This is a genomic window from Capnocytophaga gingivalis, assembly GCF_002302415.1.
Taxonomy (GTDB): Bacteria; Bacteroidota; Bacteroidia; order Flavobacteriales; family Flavobacteriaceae; genus Capnocytophaga; species Capnocytophaga gingivalis.
In genome coordinates this window covers 2,206,774-2,232,745 of the sequence record NZ_CP022386.1, presented here as the reverse complement: position 1 = coordinate 2,232,745, position 25,972 = coordinate 2,206,774, and the positions used below count along the sequence as shown (strand labels likewise).

Annotated in this window: 25 protein-coding genes; 11 read left to right on the top strand and 14 right to left on the bottom strand. The window is 41.5% G+C overall.

The features are described 5' to 3' along the window. Nucleotides 1-70: 70 nt before the first annotated feature. Genes CGC50_RS10645 through CGC50_RS10625 form a run of 5 tightly spaced genes read right to left on the bottom strand, consistent with a single transcriptional unit; the run spans nucleotide 71 to nucleotide 3,088 of the window. On the bottom strand, nucleotides 71-508 hold the full coding sequence (locus CGC50_RS10645) for a hypothetical protein (RefSeq protein WP_095910803.1): 438 nt from the start codon (nucleotides 506-508) through the stop codon (nucleotides 71-73). Continuing rightward, a complete protein-coding gene (locus CGC50_RS10640; RefSeq protein ID WP_095910802.1) occupies nucleotides 502-867 on the bottom strand; it encodes a 3-hydroxyacyl-ACP dehydratase in 366 nt (121 codons plus the stop codon). The genes CGC50_RS10645 and CGC50_RS10640 overlap by 7 nt, the downstream gene beginning before the upstream one ends. 15 nt (nucleotides 868-882) lie before the next feature. Continuing rightward, nucleotides 883-1,485 carry a hypothetical protein gene (locus CGC50_RS10635; protein ID WP_095910801.1) on the bottom strand — a complete coding sequence of 201 codons (603 nt, stop codon included), beginning with the start codon at nucleotides 1,483-1,485 and terminating at the stop codon, nucleotides 883-885. Next, nucleotides 1,463-2,080 (bottom strand): outer membrane lipoprotein carrier protein LolA, encoded by a 618-nt coding sequence (locus tag CGC50_RS10630; RefSeq protein ID WP_095910800.1) that lies wholly within the window; start codon nucleotides 2,078-2,080, stop codon nucleotides 1,463-1,465. The genes CGC50_RS10635 and CGC50_RS10630 overlap by 23 nt, the downstream gene beginning before the upstream one ends. Before the next feature lie 45 nt (nucleotides 2,081-2,125). After that, nucleotides 2,126-3,088: an alpha/beta fold hydrolase gene (locus CGC50_RS10625; protein ID WP_095910799.1), complete on the bottom strand. Its 963-nt coding sequence runs from the start codon at nucleotides 3,086-3,088 to the stop codon at nucleotides 2,126-2,128. A gap of 439 nt (nucleotides 3,089-3,527) precedes the next feature. Between CGC50_RS10625 and CGC50_RS10620 the strand changes: the two genes are divergently transcribed. Beyond that, nucleotides 3,528-4,502, top strand: coding sequence for a long-chain-fatty-acid--protein ligase (locus CGC50_RS10620; protein ID WP_095910798.1), 975 nt, complete (start codon nucleotides 3,528-3,530; stop codon nucleotides 4,500-4,502). A gap of 4 nt (nucleotides 4,503-4,506) precedes the next feature. Beyond that, on the top strand, nucleotides 4,507-5,100 hold the full coding sequence (locus tag CGC50_RS10615) for a ribonuclease HII (RefSeq protein ID WP_095910797.1): 594 nt from the start codon (nucleotides 4,507-4,509) through the stop codon (nucleotides 5,098-5,100). On the opposite strand, the gene CGC50_RS10610 is transcribed toward CGC50_RS10615, so the two are convergent. The 5 genes from CGC50_RS10610 to CGC50_RS10590 all read right to left on the bottom strand — a co-directional run bounded on the left by CGC50_RS10610 (nucleotide 5,101) and on the right by CGC50_RS10590 (nucleotide 11,396). Continuing rightward, on the bottom strand, nucleotides 5,101-5,784 hold the full coding sequence (locus CGC50_RS10610) for a cell division ATP-binding protein FtsE (RefSeq protein ID WP_002666243.1): 684 nt from the start codon (nucleotides 5,782-5,784) through the stop codon (nucleotides 5,101-5,103). 11 nt (nucleotides 5,785-5,795) lie between these two features. Then, nucleotides 5,796-7,589: an AMP-dependent synthetase/ligase gene (locus tag CGC50_RS10605; protein WP_095910796.1), complete on the bottom strand. Its 1,794-nt coding sequence runs from the start codon at nucleotides 7,587-7,589 to the stop codon at nucleotides 5,796-5,798. Between the two features lie 184 nt (nucleotides 7,590-7,773). Then, on the bottom strand, nucleotides 7,774-9,162 hold the full coding sequence (locus CGC50_RS10600) for a dipeptidase (protein ID WP_095910795.1): 1,389 nt from the start codon (nucleotides 9,160-9,162) through the stop codon (nucleotides 7,774-7,776). 58 nt (nucleotides 9,163-9,220) lie between these two features. Further along, complete coding sequence (gene guaA / locus CGC50_RS10595; protein WP_002666330.1) at nucleotides 9,221-10,747, bottom strand: glutamine-hydrolyzing GMP synthase; 1,527 nt, start codon at nucleotides 10,745-10,747, stop codon at nucleotides 9,221-9,223. A gap of 58 nt (nucleotides 10,748-10,805) precedes the next feature. Continuing rightward, a complete protein-coding gene (locus CGC50_RS10590) occupies nucleotides 10,806-11,396 on the bottom strand; it encodes an outer membrane beta-barrel protein (protein WP_002666197.1) in 591 nt (196 codons plus the stop codon). 133 nt (nucleotides 11,397-11,529) lie between these two features. On the opposite strand from CGC50_RS10590, the gene CGC50_RS10585 reads away from it, so the two are divergent. Next, entirely contained in the window at nucleotides 11,530-12,750 is a 1,221-nt protein-coding gene (locus CGC50_RS10585) for an MFS transporter (RefSeq protein WP_095910794.1), read from the top strand. A gap of 69 nt (nucleotides 12,751-12,819) precedes the next feature. Here CGC50_RS10585 and CGC50_RS10580 read toward each other — a convergent pair whose 3' ends face one another. Beyond that, complete coding sequence (locus CGC50_RS10580) at nucleotides 12,820-15,747, bottom strand: M16 family metallopeptidase (protein ID WP_095910793.1); 2,928 nt, start codon at nucleotides 15,745-15,747, stop codon at nucleotides 12,820-12,822. Between the two features lie 328 nt (nucleotides 15,748-16,075). Here CGC50_RS10580 and CGC50_RS10575 point away from each other — a divergent pair, with 328 nt between their 5' ends. Further along, complete coding sequence (locus CGC50_RS10575; protein ID WP_095910792.1) at nucleotides 16,076-16,912, top strand: OmpA/MotB family protein; 837 nt, start codon at nucleotides 16,076-16,078, stop codon at nucleotides 16,910-16,912. Nucleotides 16,913-17,036: 124 nt separating this feature from the next. Here CGC50_RS10575 and pepT read toward each other — a convergent pair whose 3' ends face one another. Together pepT and CGC50_RS10565 are read right to left on the bottom strand one after the other, a co-directional pair. After that, the gene (gene pepT / locus CGC50_RS10570) at nucleotides 17,037-18,278 is read right to left on the bottom strand and encodes a peptidase T (protein WP_002666327.1); all 1,242 of its coding nucleotides are present in this window, start codon (nucleotides 18,276-18,278) and stop codon (nucleotides 17,037-17,039) included. Between the two features lie 96 nt (nucleotides 18,279-18,374). Continuing rightward, nucleotides 18,375-19,097: a hypothetical protein gene (locus CGC50_RS10565; RefSeq protein WP_095910791.1), complete on the bottom strand. Its 723-nt coding sequence runs from the start codon at nucleotides 19,095-19,097 to the stop codon at nucleotides 18,375-18,377. A 180-nt stretch (nucleotides 19,098-19,277) separates the two neighbouring features. On the opposite strand from CGC50_RS10565, the gene tyrS reads away from it, so the two are divergent. The 7 genes from tyrS (at nucleotide 19,278) to CGC50_RS10530 (ending at nucleotide 25,222) form a co-directional block, all read left to right on the top strand. Further along, nucleotides 19,278-20,573 (top strand): tyrosine--tRNA ligase, encoded by a 1,296-nt coding sequence (gene tyrS / locus CGC50_RS10560; RefSeq protein ID WP_002666199.1) that lies wholly within the window; start codon nucleotides 19,278-19,280, stop codon nucleotides 20,571-20,573. Nucleotides 20,574-20,612: 39 nt separating this feature from the next. Next, nucleotides 20,613-21,386, top strand: coding sequence for a threonine/serine exporter family protein (locus CGC50_RS10555; RefSeq protein WP_095910790.1), 774 nt, complete (start codon nucleotides 20,613-20,615; stop codon nucleotides 21,384-21,386). Then, nucleotides 21,373-21,933: a threonine/serine exporter family protein gene (locus CGC50_RS10550; protein ID WP_002666320.1), complete on the top strand. Its 561-nt coding sequence runs from the start codon at nucleotides 21,373-21,375 to the stop codon at nucleotides 21,931-21,933. Before CGC50_RS10555 ends, CGC50_RS10550 begins: the two co-directional genes overlap by 14 nt. A 404-nt stretch (nucleotides 21,934-22,337) precedes the next feature. Then, on the top strand, nucleotides 22,338-22,766 hold the full coding sequence (locus tag CGC50_RS10545; RefSeq protein ID WP_095910789.1) for a DUF3127 domain-containing protein: 429 nt from the start codon (nucleotides 22,338-22,340) through the stop codon (nucleotides 22,764-22,766). A gap of 37 nt (nucleotides 22,767-22,803) precedes the next feature. Beyond that, nucleotides 22,804-24,003 (top strand): acetate/propionate family kinase, encoded by a 1,200-nt coding sequence (locus CGC50_RS10540; protein ID WP_002666337.1) that lies wholly within the window; start codon nucleotides 22,804-22,806, stop codon nucleotides 24,001-24,003. Nucleotides 24,004-24,030: 27 nt separating this feature from the next. Next, nucleotides 24,031-24,516, top strand: a complete 486-nt coding sequence (locus CGC50_RS10535; RefSeq protein ID WP_002666204.1) for a nuclear transport factor 2 family protein — start codon at nucleotides 24,031-24,033, stop codon at nucleotides 24,514-24,516. 34 nt (nucleotides 24,517-24,550) lie between these two features. Further along, complete coding sequence (locus tag CGC50_RS10530) at nucleotides 24,551-25,222, top strand: YiiX/YebB-like N1pC/P60 family cysteine hydrolase (RefSeq protein WP_095910788.1); 672 nt, start codon at nucleotides 24,551-24,553, stop codon at nucleotides 25,220-25,222. Between the two features lie 69 nt (nucleotides 25,223-25,291). On the opposite strand, the gene CGC50_RS10525 is transcribed toward CGC50_RS10530, so the two are convergent. Then, complete coding sequence (locus CGC50_RS10525) at nucleotides 25,292-25,912, bottom strand: hypothetical protein (protein WP_095910787.1); 621 nt, start codon at nucleotides 25,910-25,912, stop codon at nucleotides 25,292-25,294. Nucleotides 25,913-25,972 lie beyond the last annotated feature (60 nt).

Genomic DNA, 25,972 nt, shown 5'->3' with positions numbered 1-25,972 from the left:
ATCTTTTATAGATCATCTTTTTCGCCCCCTACCTATCTTATTAAAAATCAACATCATTAATCATTGATCATTAATCATTAATATAGTTTTCTATATATTTCTTCAGGGGTTGTGGTTGTTGGGAAAGGTGATCTTGGATAAATTTTCTATCTTCCTCTATATTAGCACGATAGGGGACTATTTTAGGCAAATGCTCCTGCACACTTAGGCGTATCATGCGTAGCTCTATATTCTGAGGTTCTTTCCCTATAGCTCCCTCTATCAGTGCCTTTCCTTCCTTGAGCATCGTGCGGAGTTTTCCTGATTGTTTAGAATACATCATCAGAGAAGCTCCCTTGTAGGCTTCCTTGACAGAAGTATCCATGGCAGCCCCTTGCATAAGCTGGTAGAATCGCTCCTTCTGCTCCTTACTCTCTGAGGCAGTTGTATATGCCTTGCGTATCTCCTCTATGGATTGGGCTTGTATACAAAAGGTACTTAGGAAAAAAAACAAAAAAACTCTTAGCATAGCTTATAGGTATTGGTGAGTTTCAGGGCTACAGTATCGCCAAAGGAGGTAGTATTCTTAACGACTATCGTATCGGGATGCTCTGCAAGTTCCAACTGTAGGGTGAGCTCTCCTGCTGTGTTAGGATTGATTAGGGTCATGAACTTCACCTGTGAGGTCTTGCTCAGAAATAGTTTCTTTTGAGTAATTTCTTCTGTAATATTCTTGATAATCTGCAACATACACACTCCAGGGGTTACAGGATTGTTCGGAAAATGCCCTGCAAAAATCGGATGAGCAGCATTGAGGGTAATACGGCAAAGGTATTTTCCCTCTCCTTGTGATTCTATTTGATTAAGTGTATAAAAGTTTTCTAACATATTTATTTATTTTCATTACAATACGTCCAAGGTAATTTTTACTGGCACAGTGTGATGCTCTATGACTATCTGTGAGAGTTCTCCTGCTGCCTTATAGTGAGCTGCAAAAGTGGTATAGTGTTTTGAGCCTTTTATATTCTCCTGTTTGTATATTTTTTTATCTTGATTTTCGAATAGATACACCTTTCTTTTTCCTTCTGTTGCCACATAAGCGACCTCTTGATTATGGGTATACTTATCCGCGTACCTATCTGCTTGTAACAAATCCTCAAAATCTCGCTGAAGCAGTCTGATGAGTGGTTTCCTATCCAAGGCTTCAGTTATATATTCCACCCGCCAACCTTCCCCTCTTCTATAGTAGAACTGGAAAAGTGTATTGCCAAAATCGGTAATCAAGGCGATTCTATAGTTATCGGTAACTGTTTTTATCGCCAACACTCCATTGAAACTATGTCCATAAGCCTCAATCGTGGCTCTTAGCTGGTGCTCTCCTATATCAAAATAAGGATGGGTTATCTTCTCCCCTGTTTTTTCCTTTTGATAGCTCTCTGGCAAAGAAAAAGAGGCTCCACAACTGAGTAATAAGAGGAAGATACTATAGCTTAAAAGTCGCTTCATCAATAGGAGTATTGAATTGTTGGTGGGTAAAGGTAATCTCGGTATAGTCATCAGTGGGTTCTATAAGCTTGACACGCCCTACGGTGGCGTCAGGAGAGAAAAACAAATGTATCTCCTTGATATACTTGAGCAAGGTCTTGTCCTTGGGCAAAAGTTTTGTCAAGGTTTCTTTCCCCGAAGTGAAAAAAGTAACGGCAAACTCTTTTTGGTCGAACATATCTCCACTTACCGAACGAGTAATCAACTGATTAATCTTTTTAAAAACTTTATTATCGGCCTTCATCTGTGACACCTTCCCCGCATCGTCTACTTTGATATTATCTCCCTGGAATACAATACGATAGCTATAGGGGGTGGTATAGCTCCAGTTGAGCTTGTCTGGCTTGGAAAAGGCCATTTCACCCTTGGTTTCCATATCCTTGGACATAAACTCCAGATGTTTCTTCTGAACAAAAGAAGCCTGCATCGTTTTGATAGTCTTATTCTTCTGCACTACTTTCTCTTCGAAAGCATTTGCTTGCACTTGTGTTAGGGGTTGTTGTCCCCAGAGCAGAGTGCTGCATAACAGGCTCAGTAGTATGTATATTTCTCTCATAAATCAATTCTTTAGTAAGTCCCTTACAATAACTATGCCATAAGTTTAGCTAAGACAAGGACGAATAAAAGCATCCAATTGGTCAAACTCAATCAGGAAAGCATCATGCCCATGTATGGAGTGAATCTCATGATAGGTGGTCTTCTTGCCCATTTGCTTTAGCGCCTCATAGGTCAATCGGTTTTCCTCTGGGACAAAGTACAAATCGGTATCGGTAGCTATAATGTGTATTTGAGTGGTAATAGGTGCCATAACCTGAGCAAAATCCCCTCTGTCCTTACAAATATCAATAGTTTTAACCAGCTGATTCATAAGCTTATAAGCTTCCAATGTAAAGCGGTTTTGGAGTTTTTCTCCATGATGGAGTAGCCATGTCTCAGTATTGAAGAGGTTGCGCTCTATATTGATACTGCGGTCGAACTTTTCCTTGAGCGAAGCTGGAGTACGGTAACAAAGCATAGCGTGCATACGGGCATCATGTAGGGGATTATTCCCTTCCAAAAGGCGCTCTTGGATCAGGCAGTTGGCGATAACCCAGTCGGTAGTCTTCCAGTCGGTAGCCACGGCAAAAAAGTGAGTAACATATTGGGGGGCAAGTACCAACATCTCCCAAGCGATACCTCCGCCTAAGGAGCTCCCCGAAAGAATATCCACATGCTCCACTCCCAATAGTTCCAAACCTAAAAGGAAGATACGCGCTACATCGCGGGCTGTCCATGCCTTGTAGTCCGTAAGGAGTTCCCCCTTGCGATAGCCATTCCCTGGAATATTGAAACAGATCACCGTATGAGTCAGCGTATTAAAGGGTTGCCCCTCCCCTACGGTTTGGTTCCACCACCCCTCCTTACCAATCACCTGTGAGTTGCCCGTTAGTGCATGATTGACCACAATCACAGGAGCCTCTCCCAAGGGTTGCCCAAAAAGCTGATAAGTAAGCTTTATCTTAGGGTACACTTTCCCTGAAAGTGTAGTAAAGTTATTGATTTCTATATATTTGAGCTCATCCATAGTTTTATTTTTCTATATCTCACTAAAGTATATTATACTTCTTTTTATATTTGAGTGCAAAATTAGGTTTTTATAAGGAGATAAACAAATTTTTATAGTTTTATAACCAAATAAAAAAATAATATACTACTGATTGTAAGAACCTCAATAGTAAGTGATTTCTCTTTTCTCCTCCATTGTTTTCTCCCCCCTTCTTCTCTGATAAGATATTCTACCTTGCGTGAGATTTTACTTTTCCAATCGGCAAATATACATAATTTTTCAGTGCTCCCAACACTTTGTCATCTTAAAATAAAATAGTACCTTTGCCTTGTATAAAAAGACTTTATTATAGGGGGACAATATCCCTATTTTTCGAAAAGGTTTTACCTTGGTAATCAATTATTAAAAATTATGTTACTAACGGTGACACAATTTAAAAGCACCTATTAGTTTCTACATGAATAACCTCTTTCACGATTATACCTCTGAACAATTTCAGGCACAGGCTTTAGCTGTATTTGCTTTTCAATACCAAAACAATGCAGTATATCAGGAGTTTTGCAATTATTTTGGAAAAACTCCTCAGTCGGTACATACCCTCTGGGAGATTCCTTTCTTGCCTATAGAATTTTTCAAAAGCAAGGAAGTCTATGCCGCTACCACACCTTTTGAGGAGGTCTTCACCAGTAGTGGCACCACTGGTAGCCAAACGTCTCGGCACTTGGTAAGCTCTCTCGCCCTTTACAGAGAGAGTTTCCGCAAGGGGTTTGCTCACTTCTATGGAGAGGTAGAGGAGTATATTTTTTTAGCGCTGCTTCCTTCTTACCTTGAGCGCAAGGGCTCTTCTCTTATCTATATGGCAGAGGACTTGATAGGGCATGCTCAGAAGGAAAGTGGTTTCTACCTCTACAATCAGGAGGAACTCGCCCAGAAGCTTAGTGTGTGGGATACACAGGGACGAAAGATTTTCCTTATGGGGGTCTCTTTTGCGCTGTTGGACTTGGTGGAACAATACCAGTTTTCCTTAAAAAACACAATTGTCATGGAGACTGGCGGCATGAAAGGCCGACGCAAAGAGCTGATTCGTGAGGAATTACACAGCATACTTTGCAAGGGATTCGGTACGGAGGTAATTCACTCCGAATATGGGATGACCGAACTACTCTCTCAAGCATATAGCCAAGGGAATGGCCTTTTCTATCCGGTTCCTTGGATGAAGATTCTAATCCGAGACAGCGAAGATGCGCTCTCTCCCCTACCCTATGGTAAAATCGGGGGGATTAATGTGATAGACCTTGCCAACTACTACTCCTGTAGCTTTATCGCCACTCAGGACTTGGGCAAGGCTTACCCTGATGGCTCTTTTGAAGTATTAGGTCGCTTCGATGCTGCGGATATTCGCGGTTGTAATCTGTTAGTTTTACAAAATTAATCCTATGGAAAAATGGTTTTTCTCCCCGCAGGAAGCGGGAACCGATGAAGCAGGACGGGGCTGCTTGGCAGGGCCTGTCACGGCCGCAGCAGTGATACTCCCCGAGGACTTCTACCACCCGCTGCTGAATGATTCTAAACAGATGACCGAAAAGCAGCGCAACCTACTACGCCCTATCATTGAGGAGCAGGCGCTGAGCTATGCTGTAGTGCATCTGTCCCCTGAGCGAATTGACCAGATTAATATCCTCAACGCTTCTATTGAGGCTATGCATCAGGCTTTGGATAAGCTGACCCTCACCCCCGAGTTTGTCGTAGTGGACGGCAATCGTTTTAAGCCCTACAAGGAGATTCCCTACTCCTGCCAGGTGAAGGGAGACGGACGCTTTATGCGTATTGCTGCCGCTTCTGTGCTGGCCAAAACCTACCGCGATGCATATATGGAAACCCTTCACAAGCAATATCCTATGTATCATTGGGATAAAAACAAAGGATACCCTACACGCGAACATCGTGAGGCTATCCTTGAGTATGGGGCTTGCGAATATCATCGAAAAACATTTCAACTCATTGATATTCAGCTAAAATTCGATTTCTAGCTATACCGTACGCTGTACTACCTCGAAGAGTTTCCCAGCATCACACTTGATAGTCTTGGAAGGAAACTTCAGTATCAGGGCATAGTCATGAGTGGCCATCAGAATAGAGCGTCCGGAGTCATTGATCTCTCGCATTACCTTCATGATCTCCACACTGGTCTCAGGGTCAAGGTTTCCTGTAGGCTCATCAGCCAATATCAGATCTGGGTCATTGAGCAGGGCTCTTGCTATGGCTACACGTTGCTGCTCTCCTCCTGAGAGTTCATGAGGATGCTTCTGTATTTTAGTCTGCATCTTTACCTTGGTGAGCACACTATTGATACGTGTCTCTATCTTGTGAGCATCTTGCCAACCTGTAGCTCGTAAGACAAACTCCAAATTGCCAAATACAGTTCTATCCGGAAGCAACTTAAAGTCCTGGAATACAACTCCTATCTTTCTTCTCAGATAGGGAATCTCTGCTTCCTTTAGGGTAGCTAAGTCGAAATCCACCGCCATACCACTGCCTTTCTTCAGTGGGAGGTCTCCATAGAGTATCTTGAGCAAGGAACTCTTCCCGCTTCCTGTCTTACCTATAAGATAGACAAATTCGCCTCGTTCTATAGTGAGGTTGATATCGTGTAAGATAAGGTTTTTCCTCTGAAAGATAGAAACATCCTTAAGTTCTACTACTGGTTTTGCCATGTTTGTTCTAATTATGCATACATTGCCTCTATTTCTCGGAAATAGTTCTTGTAAATATTTTTCCTTTTGAGCTTCAGTGTAGGGGTAAGCTCATCATTATTAATAGAAAAAGGGGTGGTAAGCAGGGTGAATTTCTTTATTTGTTCGTAAGAAGCCAACTCTTGCTGTAGGTTCTGTAACCTCTTCTGAAAGAACTCCACTATCTGACTGTTCTTTATCAGCTCTGCATAGTTTTTATACTTCAGGTTCAGCGACTTAGCATATTCAGCCAGCGCATCATAGTTAGGCACTATCAGAGCGGAGACATACTTACGTGCATCGGCTATGATGGCTATTTGTTCTATGAAGCTATCCTTACCTACTTTTCCTTCTATCTGTTGGGGGGCTATATATTTGCCATTGGAGGTCTTCATCAGTTCCTTGATTCGCTCAGTGATGAAGAGATTCCCTTCTTTATCTATATAACCAGCATCCCCTGTGCGCAAGAAACCATCTTCGGTAAAGGCTTTGGCATTTTCCTCTGGGTTATTATAGTACCCTTTGGTAATGGAACCTCCCTTGAGGAGTATTTCGTTATTTTCTCCTATTTTGACCTGCATATTAGGAACAAGTGTTCCTACTGACTTGAGCTTGAACTTATGATCATCCCAACAAGATACCGTTGCGGTAGTCTCTGTCATCCCATATCCCAAGGTGACATTGACACCTATCGCTCGGAAAAAGCGCCCTATAGAAGGTTCCAAAAGCGCTCCTCCACAAGGAATCATCTGGATATTCCCCCCTAAGGCAGCCTTTAGCTTTTGGAAAACAACTCTATCAGCTACATTATAGGCTTTCTGCAAGAGGAAAGAAGGTTTTTTACCTTTTTTCTTTCTGCCCAATTGTATCTTAGCTATTCTGGTTGCTGTAGCAAAAACAAGTCTTTTAAGGACTGATTGTTTTTCTACATTTTCATAGATTTTAGTATAGATTTTCTCCAATAAGCGCGGCACCACGCACATATAGTGGGGGCGTACCTCCTTGAGCACTTCAGCTACGCGATTGGTATCATCTAAGTAGCAGTTGATCACCCCTTTGTGAAGCACATAGGCGACCCACATACGCTCATACACGTGGGAAAGAGGTAAGAAGGATAGGGAGACATTCCCTTCTACTACTGCCAAGCGATCATCATGGTTGATGAACTGATAGGCTACATTCTCATAATCAATAAGAACTCCCTTAGGATTGCCTGTGGTTCCTGAGGTATAAATAATAGTATAGATATCTTGCATATTGCGCTGGGCAACACGCTCTTTGAGTAACTGTTCGTATTCTTCCCCTTGTCCTGTTCTGAGAAATTGAGATAAAGGCAATACAAAAGTATCTTCCTTATCTAAAAGTGTCTCATTAAAAAGTATGACATACTGCAATCCAGGACATTGTTCTTTTATTTGCGCTACCTTTTCATATTGTTCTTTTTCTCCTACAAAAAGGATTCTGATTCCTGCATTGTTGATGATATATGCGGCTTGGTCAGCCGTATTGGTAGCATAGATAGGTACTGCACAGGCTCTCAGATGTGCTGCTGCCATGTCCACCATAGTCCACTGGGGAGAGTTGGGAGCAAAAATCCCCACTTTTTCCTGCACTCCTACTCTATGATGTAGTAATGCCTTGGCAAGTTCTTGGATTTTATCGTAAAATACCATCCAAGACATAGGGCGCCACTGCCCTTCTTCCCAATAGCGAATAGCCTCTCGATCTTTATAATGTGCTGCTTGATAGGCCAATCGGGTAACTAAGTGAAATTTCTCTAAATCCATCACTGTTAGTTTGCGTTTTAAATAGCAAAGTTAGTGTTTTTTCAGCACATAAATCTAAATGAAAAGTTAAATGATTTAAAAGATATCTTCTCCTAAATCATTGGATAAAAACAGAGAATAGAGATCAAACAAAAAACTTTGACAAGGGGTTTCTTGTCAAAGTTTTTCAAGGAAAAAATCATTATTATTTCTTATGTATCTCTACAAAATACTCATAGAAATACGGTATGGTCTCTATTCCTTTGAAGAAGTTAAAGAGTCCGTAATGCTCATTGGGCGAATGGATAAGATCGGAATCATATCCAAATCCCATCAATACGGATTTGGTACCCAATTCTTTTTCAAAAAGAGCTACAATAGGGATACTACCTCCCTCTGGAGAAGGGATAGGGCGCTTGCCGAAGGTCTTTTCCATAGCTTTTTCAGCAGCTCGGTAGCCATCATTGTCTATAGTCATCGCATAGGCAGGCCCTCCACCTAAGGAGGTTACTTTTACAGTAACCCCTTCTGGAGCAAGCTCTGTAAAGTACTTAGTGAAAAGGGCTTCTATTTCCTTATTGTCTTGGTCAGGTACCAAGCGCATAGAGATTTTTGCTGATGCCTTACTCGGAATAATCGTTTTGGCACCTTCACCTATATATCCTCCCCAGATACCATTGACATCCAGCGAAGGACGTATTGCAGAACTCTCTATTACTGAATAGCCTTTTTCTACTTGTACATCGGCTACCCCAAGGTCTTTCTTATATTCCTCTAAGGAGAAAGGTATTTCTGCAAAAAGGGCTCTTTCTTCTGCTGGGATTTCCTTCACCTTGTCATAGAAATGAGGAATAGTAATATGGTTGTTCTCATCATGGAGCTGGGCAATCATCTTAGAAAGCACATTCACTGGATTGGCAACCGCACCTCCATACACTCCTGAATGCAGGTCTTTGTTAGGCCCTGTTACTTCTACCTCCATATAGCTAAGCCCACGAAGACTTGTCGTAATAGAAGGAGTATCTTTTGCTATGATTCCCGTATCAGAGATAAGAATAATATCATTTTTGAGTTTTTCTTTGTTTCTTTCGACAAACCATCCTAAGTTCTTGGAACCTACTTCTTCTTCTCCCTCAATCATGAACTTGACATTACATGGGAGCTTACCTTCCTTGACCATGTATTCAAGGGCTTTCACATGCATGAACATTTGCCCCTTATCATCACAAGCTCCACGAGCAAAAACAGCGCCTTCAGGATGTAGTTCTGTTTTCTTAATCACTGGTTCAAAAGGATCGGTATCCCATAGTGCTACAGGATCGGCTGGTTGTACATCATAGTGACCATATACCAGTACGGTAGGTAGGTTATCTCCTACGTGTTTCTCTCCATACACTACGGGGTTTCCTGGAGTCTCACATACTTCTGCTTTATCACAACCTGCTGCAAGAAGGGCTTCCTTGATCCATCGGGCGGTATCCTCTATAGATGACTTATAAGCAGAATCCGCACTCACTGAGGGCATTCGCAATAGGGCAAACAACTCGCTTAAAAAGCGTTCTTTGTTCTCTTCAATGTAGTTTTTTATATCCATTTTTTAATTGTTAATTATCAATTCTGAATTGTTAGGGACAGAGGAATCTATTCTCTGATTATTCCCATTCTATCGTTGCAGGTGGTTTAGAGCTGATATCATAGACTACTCGGTTCACTCCTTTCACTTTATTAATAATCTCATTGGAGACTTTTTGCAAGAACTCATAAGGGAGGTGTACCCAGTCGGCTGTCATACCATCGGTGCTCTCTACTGCTCTTAGGGCAACACATTTTTCATAAGTGCGTTCGTCCCCCATCACTCCTACACTGTTGATAGGCAACAGTATTGCTCCCGCTTGCCATACTTTATCATACAAGCCGTTGTCCTTAAGGGAGTTGATAAAGATAGCATCCACCTCCTGAAGGGTGGCGACTTTCTCTGGGGTAATATCGCCTAAGATACGAATAGCCAGTCCAGGTCCAGGGAAAGGATGTCTCCCTAAAAGTTCTGCTGGAATCCCCAAAGAAGCTCCTACTCGGCGTACCTCATCCTTGAAAAGGGTTCGCAAGGGCTCTACAATCTTAAGCTTCATATAGTCGGGCAAACCTCCTACATTGTGGTGACTCTTAATGGTTGCCGAAGGCCCCTTTACCGAAACAGACTCTATCACATCTGGATAGATAGTCCCCTGTGCCAGATAGGTAACATCCGTTATCTGGTGGGCTTCCTTGTCAAATACTTCTATGAATACTCGTCCTATAGTCTTGCGCTTAGCCTCGGGATCGGTGATCCCTGCTAAAGCGGAGAGAAATTCTCCTGAAGCATCTACTCCTTTGATATTAAGCCCCATCCCTTGGTATTGTGCCAAGACACTCTGAAACTCTCCTTTGCGCAACAGTCCATTATTGACAAAGATACAGTGCAGTTGGTCTCCGATGGCTCTATTGAGTAGTACTGCTGCCACAGTGGAGTCCACTCCTCCTGAGAGTCCTAAAACAACTTTCTCCTTGCCCACTTGTTCCCTAAGTGCCGCTACGGTCGTTTCGATAAAGTTGTCTGGAGTCCACGAAGGGGTCAGCTTGGCTATCTTAAAGAGGAAGTTCGCCAGAAATTGCTTTCCATCGGTGGAGTGATACACTTCTGGGTGAAACTGAATAGCATAGGTATCCTCCCCTTCTATACGATAGGCTGCATTCTCCACATCAGGAGTACTGGCTAAGCGTACTGCGCCTGTAGGTAATTGCTTGATAGTATCACTATGGCTCATCCACACTTGGCTATTGGCAGGAACTCCTGAGAGAAAAGGCTCATTATCCTTGAGATAGACTAAGTGAGCACGCCCATATTCGCGTACATCAGAGGGTGCTACCTCTCCTCCAAAAAAGTGAGCTAAGTATTGCGCTCCATAGCAAACCGCCAAAAGGGGTTTCTTGCCTCTGAAGAGAGACAAATCAGGATGAGGAGCATCACTGGCTCTGACCGAATACGGAGAACCTGAAAGCACCACCGCCGAAAAATCCTCTACACCCTCTGGCAAATGGTTGTAAGGGTGTATCTCACAATATACATTCAGCTCACGTACTCTACGGGCTATAAGCTGTGTATATTGAGATCCAAAATCTAAAATAAGTACTTTATCCATGTTTTAGTTGTTAATCCTTGTAAATAGTTATTCTTTTCTTTTCAACCTTCATCTTCTATCAAAAATAATAGATAACTCCCATTTGTACGACTAAGTTCTTCAGATCTGTATTGAAGGGAGCCTGACCACCATAATAATTAGTATAATTATTGATATTTCCTTGTCCTGACTTGACCCTTGCCTCAAGGCTTAATGAAGGTAGTATAGGTGCCTCCACCCCGACAAGCCCTGCCACATCGAAGGTTCTTGGGGAAGGTACCTTGCTATCCTTCTTTACCAATAGGTCAGTGGTCAGTCCTGCATCTAAGTATAAAAATTCGAGCAAACGAAAATGGATGATATATCCCATAGAAAGGTAGCCTAAGGAATAGCGTCCTCCATATTGTGCATTGTAAGAGTCTTTGTAGTGTGAACCTTGCCCCGAATACATCAGCTCTAACTTTCCACTAATGTTTCTATCGGTACGCACTCCCAACACTGCTCCTACATAGAAGCTCGATACATAGGAAAAATCATTCTGTTGATAGAGGAAACCTCTGGAAAAAGTTGAGAGCGAAAGCCCTGCCTTGGCTCCTATACGTACATTGCTCTCTTGTGCGGTAACAGTACTCAAGGGGAGCAATGATAAAAGAAATACAAAAATTCTCATGCTAATTGGCTTTTACAAGTGGCAAAGATAACGATATAATATCAATAATAAAAGTAGTTTATAAAAAATCTTTCCCGAAAAAGAAAAAAAGACAGATATTTCGTACTTTTGCACTAAAAAATATCTATGTAGCATGGAGACAAAACAACGTACACAATACCTCATCATTATCCTCATCTCCCTCTCTCACTGTCTAAACGACTTATTGCAGGGGGTGCTTCCTTCTATATATCCTGCTCTTCAGAGTAAGTTTGCCCTCTCTATGGCGCAGATAGGGCTGATCACTTTTTGCTACCAGATAGCGGCTTCTATCCTCCAACCTATAGTGGGGGCTTATACAGATAAGCATCCTAAGCCTTACGCACAGGTAGTAGGGATGGGGTTCAGTGCCTTGGGGATAGGGTTGCTCTCTTGGGTAGATAGCTATACCCTTGTATTGTGTTCGGTGGTCTTTGTGGGAATAGGTTCTTCTATCTTCCATCCTGAGGCTTCCCGTATCTCTTTCTTAGCCTCTGGGGGCAAGCGCTCTTTTGCGCAAGCAGTTTTCCAATTGGGCGGCAATGCAGGCGCAGCATTGGCTCCTCTGCTGGTGATATGGATTATTTTTTCTAAAAAAGTAGTCGAAGGAAAGCTTGTAGAGGAGAGCCACTTAGAACGCCTACTATGGTTTGTTCTCTTCCCTATAATTGCCATTGTCATACTATTCTTTATAGGCACTTGGCGTAAGAAACTTCTCAAGCAGGCACAAACCGTCAAAAAGAAAGAGATACCCCTACCCGACCTTACTCATGCACAGGTTCGCAATTCGATGATTATCCTCATGTTCTTGGTCTTTTCAAAGAATTTCTATACTTCAAGCATCAATAACTACTTACAGTTCTATACGATCAAGACTTTTGGTTTTAGTGATACTCAAGCACAGCTCTACCTCTTCTACTACTTAGGTGCCGCAGCAGCAGGTACGCTCATTGGCGGGTTCTTCGGGGATCGGGTAGGGCGTAAGTTCATTATTTGGTTCTCCATTTTGGGAGCTGCTCCTTTTGCTCTATGGCTTCCCTATGCTGATGCCCAGACTACGGCTATTCTAATAGTGCTTATTGGCTTTATCATCTCCTCGGCCTTTGCCTCTATCTTGGTCTATGCCCAAGAGCTTCTCCCTAAGAAAATAGGAATGATTTCAGGTGTTTTCTATGGATTCGCCTTCGGTATGGGCGCTTTAGGCTCGGCTGTATTAGGCAAACTTATTGATATGACAAGTATCACCTTTGTCTACAAGGTCTGTTCTTTTCTCCCTCTGATGGGCTTAATTGCCTATTTCCTCCCCAATCTCAAAAAAGTAAAAATGAGGGAGTAGACTTATTAAAAAAGGTAACAAGTAGTTCTACTTGTTACCTTTTTTCTCTTCACTGCTTACTGCGCTAAACTAATATCCAAAGAGTTCTTCCAAAGTAAGTTTCTTGAACTCTCCTATCTTCTGGAGTTCTTCTTTGGAAAGTTTCTTTTCAGAAGCCAATATCACATAAGTATAAGGCTTTTTGGAGAGATATTTGTCATGGAAGGCCTTCACTTGGCTCATGGTAATCTTGTCCAAATTCTGATAGATTTCCTTTCTGATATCTTTGGTAAGTCCCAATTCTTTTGCATTGAGATAATTATAGATGATATCATCTTGGCTGATACGCTCTGTTTGGATATCTTTCTTCAATTGTGCCTTGGCTAAGTCTAAGTTGGCTGGTAGCTCTGGCATAGTTGTTAGAAGATCATCCATAGTGGATACGGCTTCCTTAAGCTTATCTGCTTGAGCTCCTACATAAGCCAACATATAGTATTTTTCATCTTTCTTTCTTGGTACTCTATACATACCATAAGTACTATAAGCCAAAGCTTTGCTCTCACGAATGGTCTGGAATATCAAAGACCCCATACTGCCTCCAAAATAGTTGTTGAATACTTTGATTACTGTACTTTCTGCTGGATTGTAAGGAACAGTATTGCGAATCCAGCGTGTCTCGGCTTGTACCATCTCATAATCGGTGAAGAGCACCTGATTCTTAGTTTGCTCTACTTGTTTGAATACCTTGGCAGGAGCTACTTTAGCAAAGGTAGCAGGCACCTTGTGTAGGGAAGATAGCTTAGAGGTAAGCTCTCCCATGGTAGCAGGTCCATAGTAGATAACTATTTGTTCTACATCATTGAGCTTCTTGAGCCTATCGACAAGCTCTTGGGAAGTTGTAGAAGCTATCTCTGCGTTAGAAAGGGCGTGATTGTACTTGTTCTTAGGTCCATAGAGTGCATAGCTGGTAAGGGCTTGCATGATTTGGTTTCTATTGGCCTTAACATCTGAACGATATTTCTGGATTCTTGCCTTAAGGGCTTCAAGAGCTTGATCATCAGCCTTTAGGTTTTGTATCAGATTTTCATAGAGGGTCACTGCTGCTTCAAAGTTTTCTTGCAATCCTTCTATAGTAACAAAGGTGTATTCATCAGCAGTATGTACCCTGAAGCTGGAAGCGATTTTGTAGAACTCCTTAGATATTTGCTCTGCGGATTTCTTATCTGTTCCTAAGAATTGTATATACTGTGCTGCAAGTCCCATCTTTAGATCATTGAGGGTACCTATTTTGTAGCGGAAGTTCAATCGGTATAGCTGATTTTCTTTGTTTTGTACATAATATACCTCTGCCTTACCCAATTTGGATCTCTGTAGGTCTTTGTTGTAATCCAAGAATACAGGAGCCACAGGAGTACTTGGCATCTGGTTAATCATCTTAACAAAAGCAGATTGTTTATCCGCATTGGTCTCTACAGGTGTGATGGTAGGCTTTTCTATTTTTTCTATATCAGTGCGTTCTCCTTTGTGTTTTAGCACAGCTACATAGTTGTTTCCAAAATATTTGTTGGCAAAATCCATGATATCTTTCTTAGTCACCTTCGAAAGGTCATTCACATAGGCCACTTGATCGCGCCAATTGAGTTTTCCAGTAAAGGCATCCATAAGCATATAAGCTCTATCCCCGTAAGATTCTGTCTGTTGTATCTTGTGTTTTTTGATATTATTTACTATCGAAGGAATAAGATCATCATCGAAATTTCCTTTCTTGAGGTTTTCGATCTCGTTAAGTACCAATTTCTTAACATCCTCCAAAGACTGTCCTTGCGAAGGAGAAGCTGAGATATACAATAGTCCATGGTCTACCAATAGGTAAGAGTAAGCACTTGCTTTAAGAAGTTTCTGCTTCTTCACCAAGTTCAAGTCAATAAGTCCAGCCTTTCCATTAGTGAGGATAGAACCTACCAAGTTGGCCAAAGCAGCATCCTTGTCTTGGTTGCTAGGCAAGCGGAAAGCGATGGTTACACTCTCGGCATCAGGCCCTACTACCTCTTTGATCACAGGGGAGGTAATGGCATCCTCTGGAGCGAAGGTGTACTCAGGTACGGACTTTTCTTTCATATAAGAAAAAGCCTTATCGATCTTGGCAATAGCATGGTCTGGATTAAAATCTCCGGAAAGAATCACCGCCATGTTATTAGGTACATAGTAAGTATTGAAATACTTGCGTATCTCTATGAGAGAAGGATTTTTCAGGTGCTCTACTGTACCTATGGTAGTCTGTTGCCCATAGTTATGCTTTTTGAAAAGATTGGCAAGGAGTGTTTCCAGTACCAAACTACCATCATTGTCCAGCGAACGGTTTTTTTCCTCATATACAGCCTCCAATTCGGTATGGAAGATTCGCAATACAGGGTTGCGGAAACGCTCCGCTTGTACGGCTATGTATTTGTCAAGGGCATTGGCAGGTACATCATCGGTATAGACTGTCTGCTCGAAGGAGGTAAAGGCGTTAGTTCCTTGGGCTCCCATGGCGGACATCATCTTGTCATATTCATTGGCTATAGCATACTTGCTGGCGATCCCAGAGACTCTGTCTATTTCCTTGTAGATTTCCTTACGCTGGGCAGGATCTTTGGTCTTATTGTACTTCTCATAGAGCGCATCTATCTTATCAAGCTCTACTTTCTCTTTTGCCCAATCTAAAGAACCATATTTGTCGGTACCTTTAAAAAGCAAATGTTCTAAGTAGTGAGCCAATCCTGTATTGGTCGCCGGATCGGTCTTGCTCCCTGCTCTCACAGCTACATAGCACTGTACACGTGGCTCCTTATTAGTAGGGCTGAGAATGACCGTAAGGCCGTTCTTGAGGGTGTAAAAACGGGCATTGGTAGGGTCATTCGTTACATAACGATACGTATACCCTCCACTCTGAGCCTCTTTCCACTGATAGTCCTGTGCATTCCCTGTCAGTGAAGTGGCTATTGCCGAGATTCCTAAAAATAAATTTCTTTTCAACATACGTAAAAAATTTGGAGCAACAAAATTAATATTTTTTTTGCTATCTACCAAAAATAAATTCATCTTTTTACTTATTTATGATTTTTTTTCAATATTCCCTATATTTCAAAAGTTTATATTACAATATGTTTCATAAAAAATATTATAGTAATATCATTTACAAAAATAAAATCTCGATTCTTTCGTTTTAACGCAGGAAATTAATTTTTTTTAAGAGCACCTCAAAAGTTTTAAAGAGATTTAACTTTTAAATATCCTTTTCTATAGGGTTTTATTCCATAAGAAATCGTACCTTTGCGTCCACAAAAAATTTTAAAAAGAATTACGTATGAAAAAAATGGTACTTTTCTTGTTAGGCGGATTGGTGATGACCTCTTGTGTCTCCAACAAAAAGTTCCGCGCAGTACAAGAACAACTAAAAACAACTGAAGACTTGCTTAATACAGCTACTATAAAGCTCAATAGCTGCCTTAAGGACAAGGAACTACTCCAGTCTAAAAATGAAATGTTGGCCAAAAACAACGAAGGACTCATGACCAACCTTGGCAACATGACCATGCTTACTCAAAAAGGAGCTGACAACTTGGAACGCTCTTTGGAAAGTCTCAAAGAAAAAGATCTTACTATCAAAAACTTACGAGATGCTGTTACCCGTCGTGACTCTATCAACTTAGCTCTTGTTCAGAGCCTTAAAGGAGTTTTGGGCAACTTGGACGATGAGGATATCACTGTACAAGTGGATAAAGGGGTGGTATATGTATCTATCTCCGACAAAATGCTCTTTAGCAGTGGTAGCTACAATGTAACTCCTCGCGCTCGTGAGGTACTTGGCAAGGTCGCTAAGGTAGTGAACAACAAGCCTGATTTCGAGTTCATGGTAGAAGGACATACTGATAATGTGCCTATCAAAAATACTTGTATCAAAGACAATTGGGACTTGAGCGTACTTAGAGCTACTGCCGTAGTGCGTATCCTTCAGAATGATTTCGGGGTAACTGCCAGCCGTATGACTGCTGCTGGTCGTGGAGAATATGTCCCTGTAACTTCCAATGCTTCTGCTGACGGACGTGCACTAAACCGCCGTACTCGTATCGTGGTACTTCCTAAGCTCGACCAGTTCTACAACATGATCGAACAGGGCATGAAAGACCCTAAAATCAACTAATTGACAAGATGATTTAAGTTATACTTCAACTATAAAAAGAGGTTACTCTCCCTTGAGTAACCTCTTTTTTAATGATTAATGATTAATGAGCAATAACAACTGCTCACTGTTCACTCCTCACTGCTTACTGTTCACTCCTCTTAGCTGTGAGTTCTACTATCTTTAGGATCACGTCTATGGCCTTGAATAAGCTCGGAACAGGTAGGTATTCATACTTACCATGGAAGTTCACTCCTCCAGCAAAGATATTAGGACAAGGCAAGCCCTTGAAGCTCAACTGCGCTCCATCGGTACCTCCACGAATGGCTTGGATCACTGGTGTCACCCCTGCATCCTTCATCGCTTGCTCTGCTATCTCTACTATATGCATTACAGGCTCTATCTTCTCACGCATGTTGTAGTACTGATCTTCTACTTCTAACTCAAAGACAGCATCTTTGTGCTTCTGTTGGAAGTCTTTCACGATTGTGCTTAATAGTTCCTTACGGGCATTGAACTTATTGCGATCATGGTCACGGATAATCAGGTTGATATACACATTCTCTACATCTCCTTTGATATTCATCACGTGGAAGAATCCTTCTCTACCTTCTGTACGTTCTGGGATTTCATTCTCTGGAAGTGCTTCTATAAGCTTACTGGCGAGAAGTACAGCATTGACCATACGCCCTTTGGCAGTTCCTGGGTGCACACTCTTTCCCTTGATATGAATCTTAGCCCCTGCAGCATTGAAGCTCTCATACTCAAGCTCTCCTATATGACTACCATCCATAGTATATGCCCACTGGGCACCAAATTTTGGCACATCAAACTTATGGGGTCCCTTCCCGATCTCCTCATCAGGAGTGAAGGCTATTCGGATTTTCCCATGCTTAATCTCAGGATGTGCCAAAAGATATTCCATAGCCGATACGATCTCTGCCACCCCTGCCTTGTCATCAGCTCCTAAGAGAGAAAGCCCATCGGTAGTGATGATTGTCTGGCCTATGTATTTCTTTAAGTCTGGGAAGTAAGAGGAGGAAAGTACTATGTTTTCTTTTGCATTGAGCACTATATCTCCCCCATCGTAGTTATGTACAAACTGTGGATTTACATTCGCTCCAGAGAAGTCTGGTGAGGTGTCATAGTGAGCAATAAAGCCTATAGTAGGCACTGTATGCGATACATTAGAAGGCAAGGTAGCCATGATATAGCCATACTGATCAACCTCTACTTCCGAAAGGCCTATCTCTTTGAGCTCTTCTACCAAAAGGTGTACAATGTCCCATTGTTTCTGGGTACTGGGGGTCTCTGTCCCCTCTGGATCCGATTGTGAATCAACCTTCACATAGCGGATAAAACGGTCTATAATTTTTTTCTCTTCCATAGGTAAAATTTAATAGAGTTCATTTTTACTTATTTTTCAAAAACCAAATGTTTTTTGCTTCTTTCATCTCACTGAATGGATTCCTAAAACAACCTTTTATTCTCTTTGAGAATTTGCCCCACATTGTGATTCGAAGTCATATCCTACTGGCACTTTCTTATCAAAATCAAGTTCTATAGGCTGATCAGGATCTTTAGTAATATCATACAATTTAGCTTCTCTGACATTGTATTTTATCCAAGCTAAGACCATTGTGTTGCTCTCTCCTTCTGTAGGAGTATACACTCCTGCATAGATAGCATCTTTCTCTACCCTATCTTGTACCACATAACAGTCAGAAGGCTTCACTATCAGTGTGATATTAGAAGATTGTACTATTTGGGTAAGTAGCTCATCACATGATAGGTTATCTGACACCTCTTCTGAAGGATTTTCATAAGAAGATGTATCTTCTCTCCATTGAGAAAGAGGAATAATCTCCCCTGAAATAGGCTCCATAATACGAATATCCTCTTCATTACTCTTATTCACATAGAGCGTATAATAAGTCTCATAACGAATTGGGGAATTATATCCTATTTGTAGCTCATAGAAGTATTTGTTATCTATCAAAAGGCTGTCTGAAAGAATAGATACCCCATGCTTCCCATGTGAAAATTTATCAATATATTCATTTATTTTTTGCGTCAAGGGCAATGAAAGCACCTTCTCTTCAGCCTCTTGCAAAGTTATTATTTTCTCTCTTTGATGATGACAAGCTACAATAAGTAACACAAACCACAATCCTATTACATAGCTCCCATATTTAGCTTTTCTCATTATTATATTTTTCGCAAAGATACGTTTTTATTTAAATAAATACAATCTCTAAACGCATTTATTTTCAGAAATTGGATACAAGTGGCAGAATGTCTTCTTTTTAAAATTAATCAAATATTATTAAGAAATGAATCATTATTTTTCGTAACTTTGCCACTTATTAATTCCTTGAAGAAAAAAATGAGAAACTTTGTAGAAGAATTACGCTGGCGTGGCATGATTCAGGATATCATGCCTGAGACTGAACAACACTTATTAGAAGGGCTTCGCGCCGCTTATGTGGGAATAGACCCTACAGCGGACTCTCTCCATATAGGACACCTGGTGGGGGTGATGATGCTCCGCCACTTCCAAAACTGTGGTCACAAGCCTTATGCCTTAGTAGGCGGGGCTACAGGTATGATCGGAGACCCTTCTGGGAAATCTACAGAACGAAACTTACTCACTGAGGAGGCTTTAGCTCACAATATAGCGGGTATCAAAAAACAATTAGCCAAATTCCTTGATTTTGAAAGTACCGCTTCCAATCGTGCTGAATTGGTAAACAACTATGACTGGATGAAGGGATTTTCTTTCCTCTCCTTTATCCGTGATATCGGTAAGCATATTACTGTGAATTATATGATGGCTAAAGATTCCGTAAAAAAACGCTTTGACCCCAACGAGAATACCGAGGGTATGTCCTTTACTGAATTTTCTTACCAACTCCTACAAGGCTTCGATTTCCTTCACTTATACCAAGAAAAAGGGGTAACTCTCCAAATGGGGGGCTCTGACCAATGGGGAAATATTACCACGGGTACGGAGCTAATCCGCCGCAAGGCTTCAGGAAAGGCTTATGCCCTTACTTGCCCTCTGATCACCAAGGCCGATGGTACCAAGTTCGGTAAGTCAGAAGGGGGCAATGTATGGCTCGACCCTGAGAAAACGTCTCCTTACAAGTTCTACCAATACTGGATCAATACTTCCGATGCTGATGCCCAGCGCTATATCAAGATTTTCACCATGCTCCCTAAGGAGGAAATAGAGACTCTTACCGCCGAGCACCTCCAAGCACCTCACCTGAGAATCTTGCAAAACAAATTGGCTGAGGAACTTACCCTTTTGGTACATGGAAAAGAGGAATGGGAAAAAGCCGTACAGGCCTCTGGGATTCTCTTTGGCAACTCTACCTCCGAGGATCTCAAGAAGCTCGATGCAAAGACTTTCCTTGAGGTGTTCGATGGAGTACCTCAGGCTGAGATAGCTCTCGATGACCTTAAAAATGGCTTGGATATGATCGCTGCACTCTCTGCCAAAACAGGATTTATCAAAAGTAATTCCGAAGCCCGACGTGCACTGGGGGAAAACTCTATCTCGGTGAACAAAGAAAAAGTGACTGAAGGCTACTGCCTGAGCGAAAAGGACTTGCTCAACCAGCGCTTTATCCTTCTTCAGCGTGGTAAAAAGAATTATTTCCTTATCATCGTAAAATAAAACTAAAGTAAAAACACAAAAAATCATTCAATAGTAACCATGAAAGAAATAGAACGTGTGGCTCAGCTCTTAGCCGATATCAATTTTGTATTGATCACTGGAGGGGCAAATACACGTAGAGTTCTTAGGAATGTGAATCGAATCGCTGGGGCTCTAAACTATCGCTGTGACATCTTCTACTCTTTTTCGGCTATCATTCTTACTCTGTATAACAATACCACAGGAGAAAAGGAAACCGTCGTTAAGAGTATTCCTCACCATGGGGTCAATTTCAATGCGATTTCGGATATCAGTATTCTCTCTTGGCGTATCCTGGAGAAGAAGCTCCCTATCAATGTCATAGAGCGTGAAGTAGCTTATATCAAGGGAAAATCACACTACAATATGTACCTGATGTGGTTCTTCGTCTCCTTGGCAGGAGGTTCCTTGGCATACATCTTCGGCGGGGATCATCACAATAGCTATTTGGAATTTGGTATGTCCTTCTTGGCTACCCTATTGGGATTGGCTGGCAGAAGAATCTTACAGCTGAAAAAGTTCAATATTTTTATCTGTTGGGCTTGGGCGGCTTTTATCTCTGTCTCTGTAGTGAATGGATTCCGCCTATTAGGGGTCGAAGAATACAAAAATGCACTGGCTTCCTGTGTGTTATGGCTGATCCCTGGCGTGCCGCTGATCAATGGCTTTATTGATCTACTCACCGGCTATGTAGTCGCGGGTATAGCCAAGCTCGCTTATGCGATGATGCTTATCTTTATGATTTCTATCGGGTTTTATCTCTCTTTATTTATCTTTGGTTATGAACTTCTTTGATGCTTTCGCCCTACTGGCCGAACGTATTTTTTGGTCTATGTGGGTCTCTATTGGTTTTGCGCTTTTGTTCAACACACCACGCCGCGCACTGTGGGCAACAGCACTATTGGGGGCTATCGGATGGAGCACTAAGTTTTTGCTTATCAAAACCTTGATTCCTGATCAGGTGGTCATTGCCTCTTTTGTAGGAGCTTGTGTAGTGGGCTTCTTGGGAATGTACTTTGCCCATAGGGTACACACTCCTCCTATGGTCTTTACTATTCCGGCTGTAATCAATATGATTCCTGGGAAATCGGGATATGAATTCATGATGGGACTGATCAAGATTGTAACGATCACACATGAGCATAACCAAACCTTGGAAACCATTTTCGAAACGATCAAGCTTGCCCTCCAGACAGGCTTTATCACCTTAGGCTTAGCCTTCGGGGTGATCGCTCCGGTACTCTTGTTCAACACTTACTCGGTCAAGGACAAAGACCTTAATAAGTTTATTGCAAGAAAAATCAAGCGTATCTATAAGCGAGAGAGAAAAACACCTCATTAAAGTCCACTGTGCCTAAGAATTTCATTATTGAAGGTAGCTAAGCTTGCCAGGGACTTATTCTCTGGAACAAACGATTGATAGTAAAGGAAAATATCTTCTTTGTCAATGACTTTTATATAACTCTCTCTAAGGGGAGAACAAGTGATTTGAGATCCTCTTTTAGGAATCTTTCACTAAAAAAGAGACTTCTTAAGTCCTCAGGATGAAGTGACCAATAAGAGATATTTTCGAAAAAATATCCTAACAATATACAAAACTACTATCCTGTGATGAATTAATAGATAAAAACAGTCCTTCCTTATGTAAAAATATTTTTTCCTCGAAACTACCCTTTATTTCGCTTTTTTTTAGTAACTTTGTCGCAACTTTTATTTTTAATTTAATTATATACAAATCGTATCCCTATGGAATTACAAGGTCGTATAAAACTCATTACTCCCATTCAGGAATATGGAGCAAATGGGTTCCGTAAAAGAGAACTTATTATCGTAACTGAGGAACAATATCCGCAAACTATTTCCCTTGAGTTTACTCAAGGCAATTGCGAATTGCTCAATGGCTACCAACCTGGACAAGTAGTCAAGGTTACTTTCGATGTGCGTGGCCGTGAATGGACAAACCCTCAGGGGGAAACAAAATACTTCAACTCCTTAGTAGCTTGGCGTATTGTTAATGTAGAAGCTCAAGCTCAAGCACCCGTTCAGGCTTCTACTCAGGCGACCCCTCCCCCACCACCTCCTGCCCAAGCACCTCAAGGAGGAACTACTTTTACCCCTCAACCCGCAGTAGCACCTTCTGGAAATGACTTGGAGGACGATGGGCTACCTTTCTAAATCTTTACTAACAATTGATATTAAAAAAATAGAACGAATGAAAGTACTCGTTATCAACGGCGGTAGCTCTTCCTTTAAGTATCAGCTTATCGAGATGGATACCGAAACTGTATTGGCTAAGGGTCTTGCCGAACGTATCGGCTTAGAACAAGGTAAAATCTCTCACGAATATTGGGAAAATGGTCAAAAAAATAAGGTGAGCAAGGAAATGCACTTCGACAATCACGAAGTAGCTTTCAAGGAAATGGCCGCTTATCTTACCGATGAAAAAATTGGGGTGATCCACTCCATCAGTGAGGTAAAGTATATAGGACACAGGGTCGTTCACGGAGGAAAATTCACGGCTCCTGAGCGTGTAACTCCTCAGGTTATGGAGGAACTTCGCAAGATGATTCCTTTGGCTCCGCTGCATAACCCTGCAAGTATCATAGGAATCGAAGCGGCTCAAAAGATTTTCCCTAAGGAAACTGAAAACTTTGTGGTCTTCGATACGGCTTTCCACCAGACTATGCCCGAAAAGGCCTTCCGCTATGCCATCCCTAACCACTTCTATACCGAGGACAAAATCCGTCGCTATGGCTTCCATGGAATCAGCCATAAGTATGTGGACGAGCGTACCCGACGTCACTTCAACAACCCTCATCTGAAGAACATTACACTTCACTTAGGAAATGGGGCAAGTATGGCAGCTGTCGATGCTCAAGGACATTGTATCGATACTTCTATGGGATTCGGACCCAACGAAGGACTCCTTATGGGAAGCCGCTGTGGAGATATCGATAGTGCTGTAGTGTTCTTCTTAGGCAAAAAAGGACTCTCCAATGACGAGATTGCCGAAATCTTCAATCACGAAAGTGGTATGAAGGGAATCACTGGAAGCTCCGATGCCCGCGATGTCGAGGCTTTAGCTGAAAAAGGAGATCCTAATGGTATCCTCTGCTTGGATATGTATGCCTACCGTGTGAAAAAATATATTGGTGCTTATGCGGCTGCACTCAATGGGGTAGATACACTTATCTTTACTGCTGGATTAGGAGAAAATGCCTCTATCATTCGCCAGTTGGTTTGCGAAGATTTGGAATACTTAGGTGTGAAAATCGATGCTGAAAAGAACAAATCTCTTAATCACCCAAGTGATATCGTGGAAATTCAAGCCCCTGATAGTAAAGTGAAAATCGTTATCGTAGCTACCAATGAAGAAATTCAGATAGCTCGTGATGTATTGTCGCTTGTATAATTGTATAATCTTGTAATTTTTTATCTTATGAAAAAAATCCTTTTTACTTTTTCCCTACTCGTGTGCCTTCTTTTGGCCTCTTGTTCTGGAAATTCTCCTAAAGTAGTTGCTGAAAAATTCTTAAAAGCAATCAATAAAGCCGATTTCAAAGAGGCTAAAAAGTATTGTGATAAAGAAACTGCTGAGTTCATTGGGGTTTTGGAAGGATTCTCCAAAGGAGAAAAAGCAAAACCTGAAGATATCAAATCCTTTACCATTACCAAAGTAGAGGAAGATGGTGACAAGGCTAAGGTATACTACAAGTCCGAAGGTTCTGATAAGGAGGAATCTCTTGACCTAAAAAAAGTAGATGGCAAATGGCTTGTTTCTATCAACAAGGAACAGGGCAATAAAGAGCATGGTGCTCCTGGAGAAGAAGGCGATGACCACGCTCATCCGGATGATGCAGATATGGGTGATGAACCTCACGAACATGAGGGCGAGCCTGCTCAGGATTCCATCCCTGCTATGTAAAAAATTCTATTTTTAATTGATTTAAAATCCCAAAATGAATCGAAGAATACGCCTATTTTTCCTTTGTTTTGGGATTTTGTTTCTTTTCCTTTGGGGAGGATTTCGCCTTTTCTTCTGGGTGGATACCCTACAAGAGAAAAAACAGGTAACTCGCAATAGCTCTATTATACGCCTTACCCCCGAGCAGCTCGCTCTGCTTGAGGAAGGGGATATTATCTTGCGCCGCGGCTATGGCTTCTTCAGCGATATTATCTCCCAAAAACTGAATGATTCTCTTTTTGATGTCACTCATTCGGCTATTCTCTATCGGGAAAACAACAAATGGCGGGTGATTCATTCACTCTCTTCGGACGTAAGCCCTATCGATGGCATGCAGTCCCAGTCTCTACACGATTTCCTAAGACACTCCATGCCTGAAAAGTTATTGGTGGTACGCCCCAAAAAGATTACTCTTGAGCAGGGAAAAGAGATTGTTAGCAGGGCTAAGTATTATCTTTCTCTAAAGATACCTTTTGATCATATCGGCACTATCGATGAGCCTTCCAAGCTCTATTGCAGTGAGCTTATCTACCAAATTCTCGACCATGACCTCCATCTTGTCTCCTTTCCTACTGAGTACAAAAAGAGAAAAGAGGCCTTCTATACCATGCGAACACTCTACGACCCTCAGTACTTCGAGATTATTATCAATACCTACCCAAAATAAAAAAGGCGCTCCTTGTGAAGTGCCTTTTTTCAATTTTAAAAATTAAATTTATGACTAAAAAACTTACTGCTATTTTAATCTTTGGAGTTCTATTTCCAAATTCTTTACATTGGATTCTGCATCGATGAGCTTAGACTTGCTCTTTAGCAGTTTGGTACGCAACTTCAGTTCTTTCTCTGCAGAGAGGTTTCCTCTGGAAAGTCCTGTTTTTAGCTTCAGATCTTGCTTGTCATAATCTGCTTGCGCTTTGTTTTTCTTTATTTGAGCTTTAGCCAATTTGTCTTGTACCTTTAGCTTCTTTGTTTCTCGTTTTTGAGCTGCTTTAGCATCTTTTTCTGCTTGTTTGAGCTGTTTTTCTTTGAGTTTCTGCTCTTTTTCTAATTGTTTTTGTTGCTTTTTCTGCAACTTTTCAGCTCCTTTCTGCTGTTTTTCGGCTTGTTTCTGTTGTCTCTCGGCTTCTTTTTGTTGTCTTTCCTTGAGTTTTAGTTCTCTTTCTGCTAATTTTCTATTAGCGGCTTCTTGTTTAATGGCAAACTCTTTTGCTTCCAAAGCTTCTTTTTGTGCTTCCAAGTTTGTCTTCATCTCATTTATTGCTTGTTCATTGCTGACATTAGTCTTTAGGGTGTCTATCACCTGTGCTGAAGCAAAAGAACTTGCAGTAATCAGTAGAATAAATGCTATTTTCTTCATAATTAATCTTTCTTATTTTAATTCGGTGCAAAGATATTTTTCTTTCCTCTCATTTCAAAA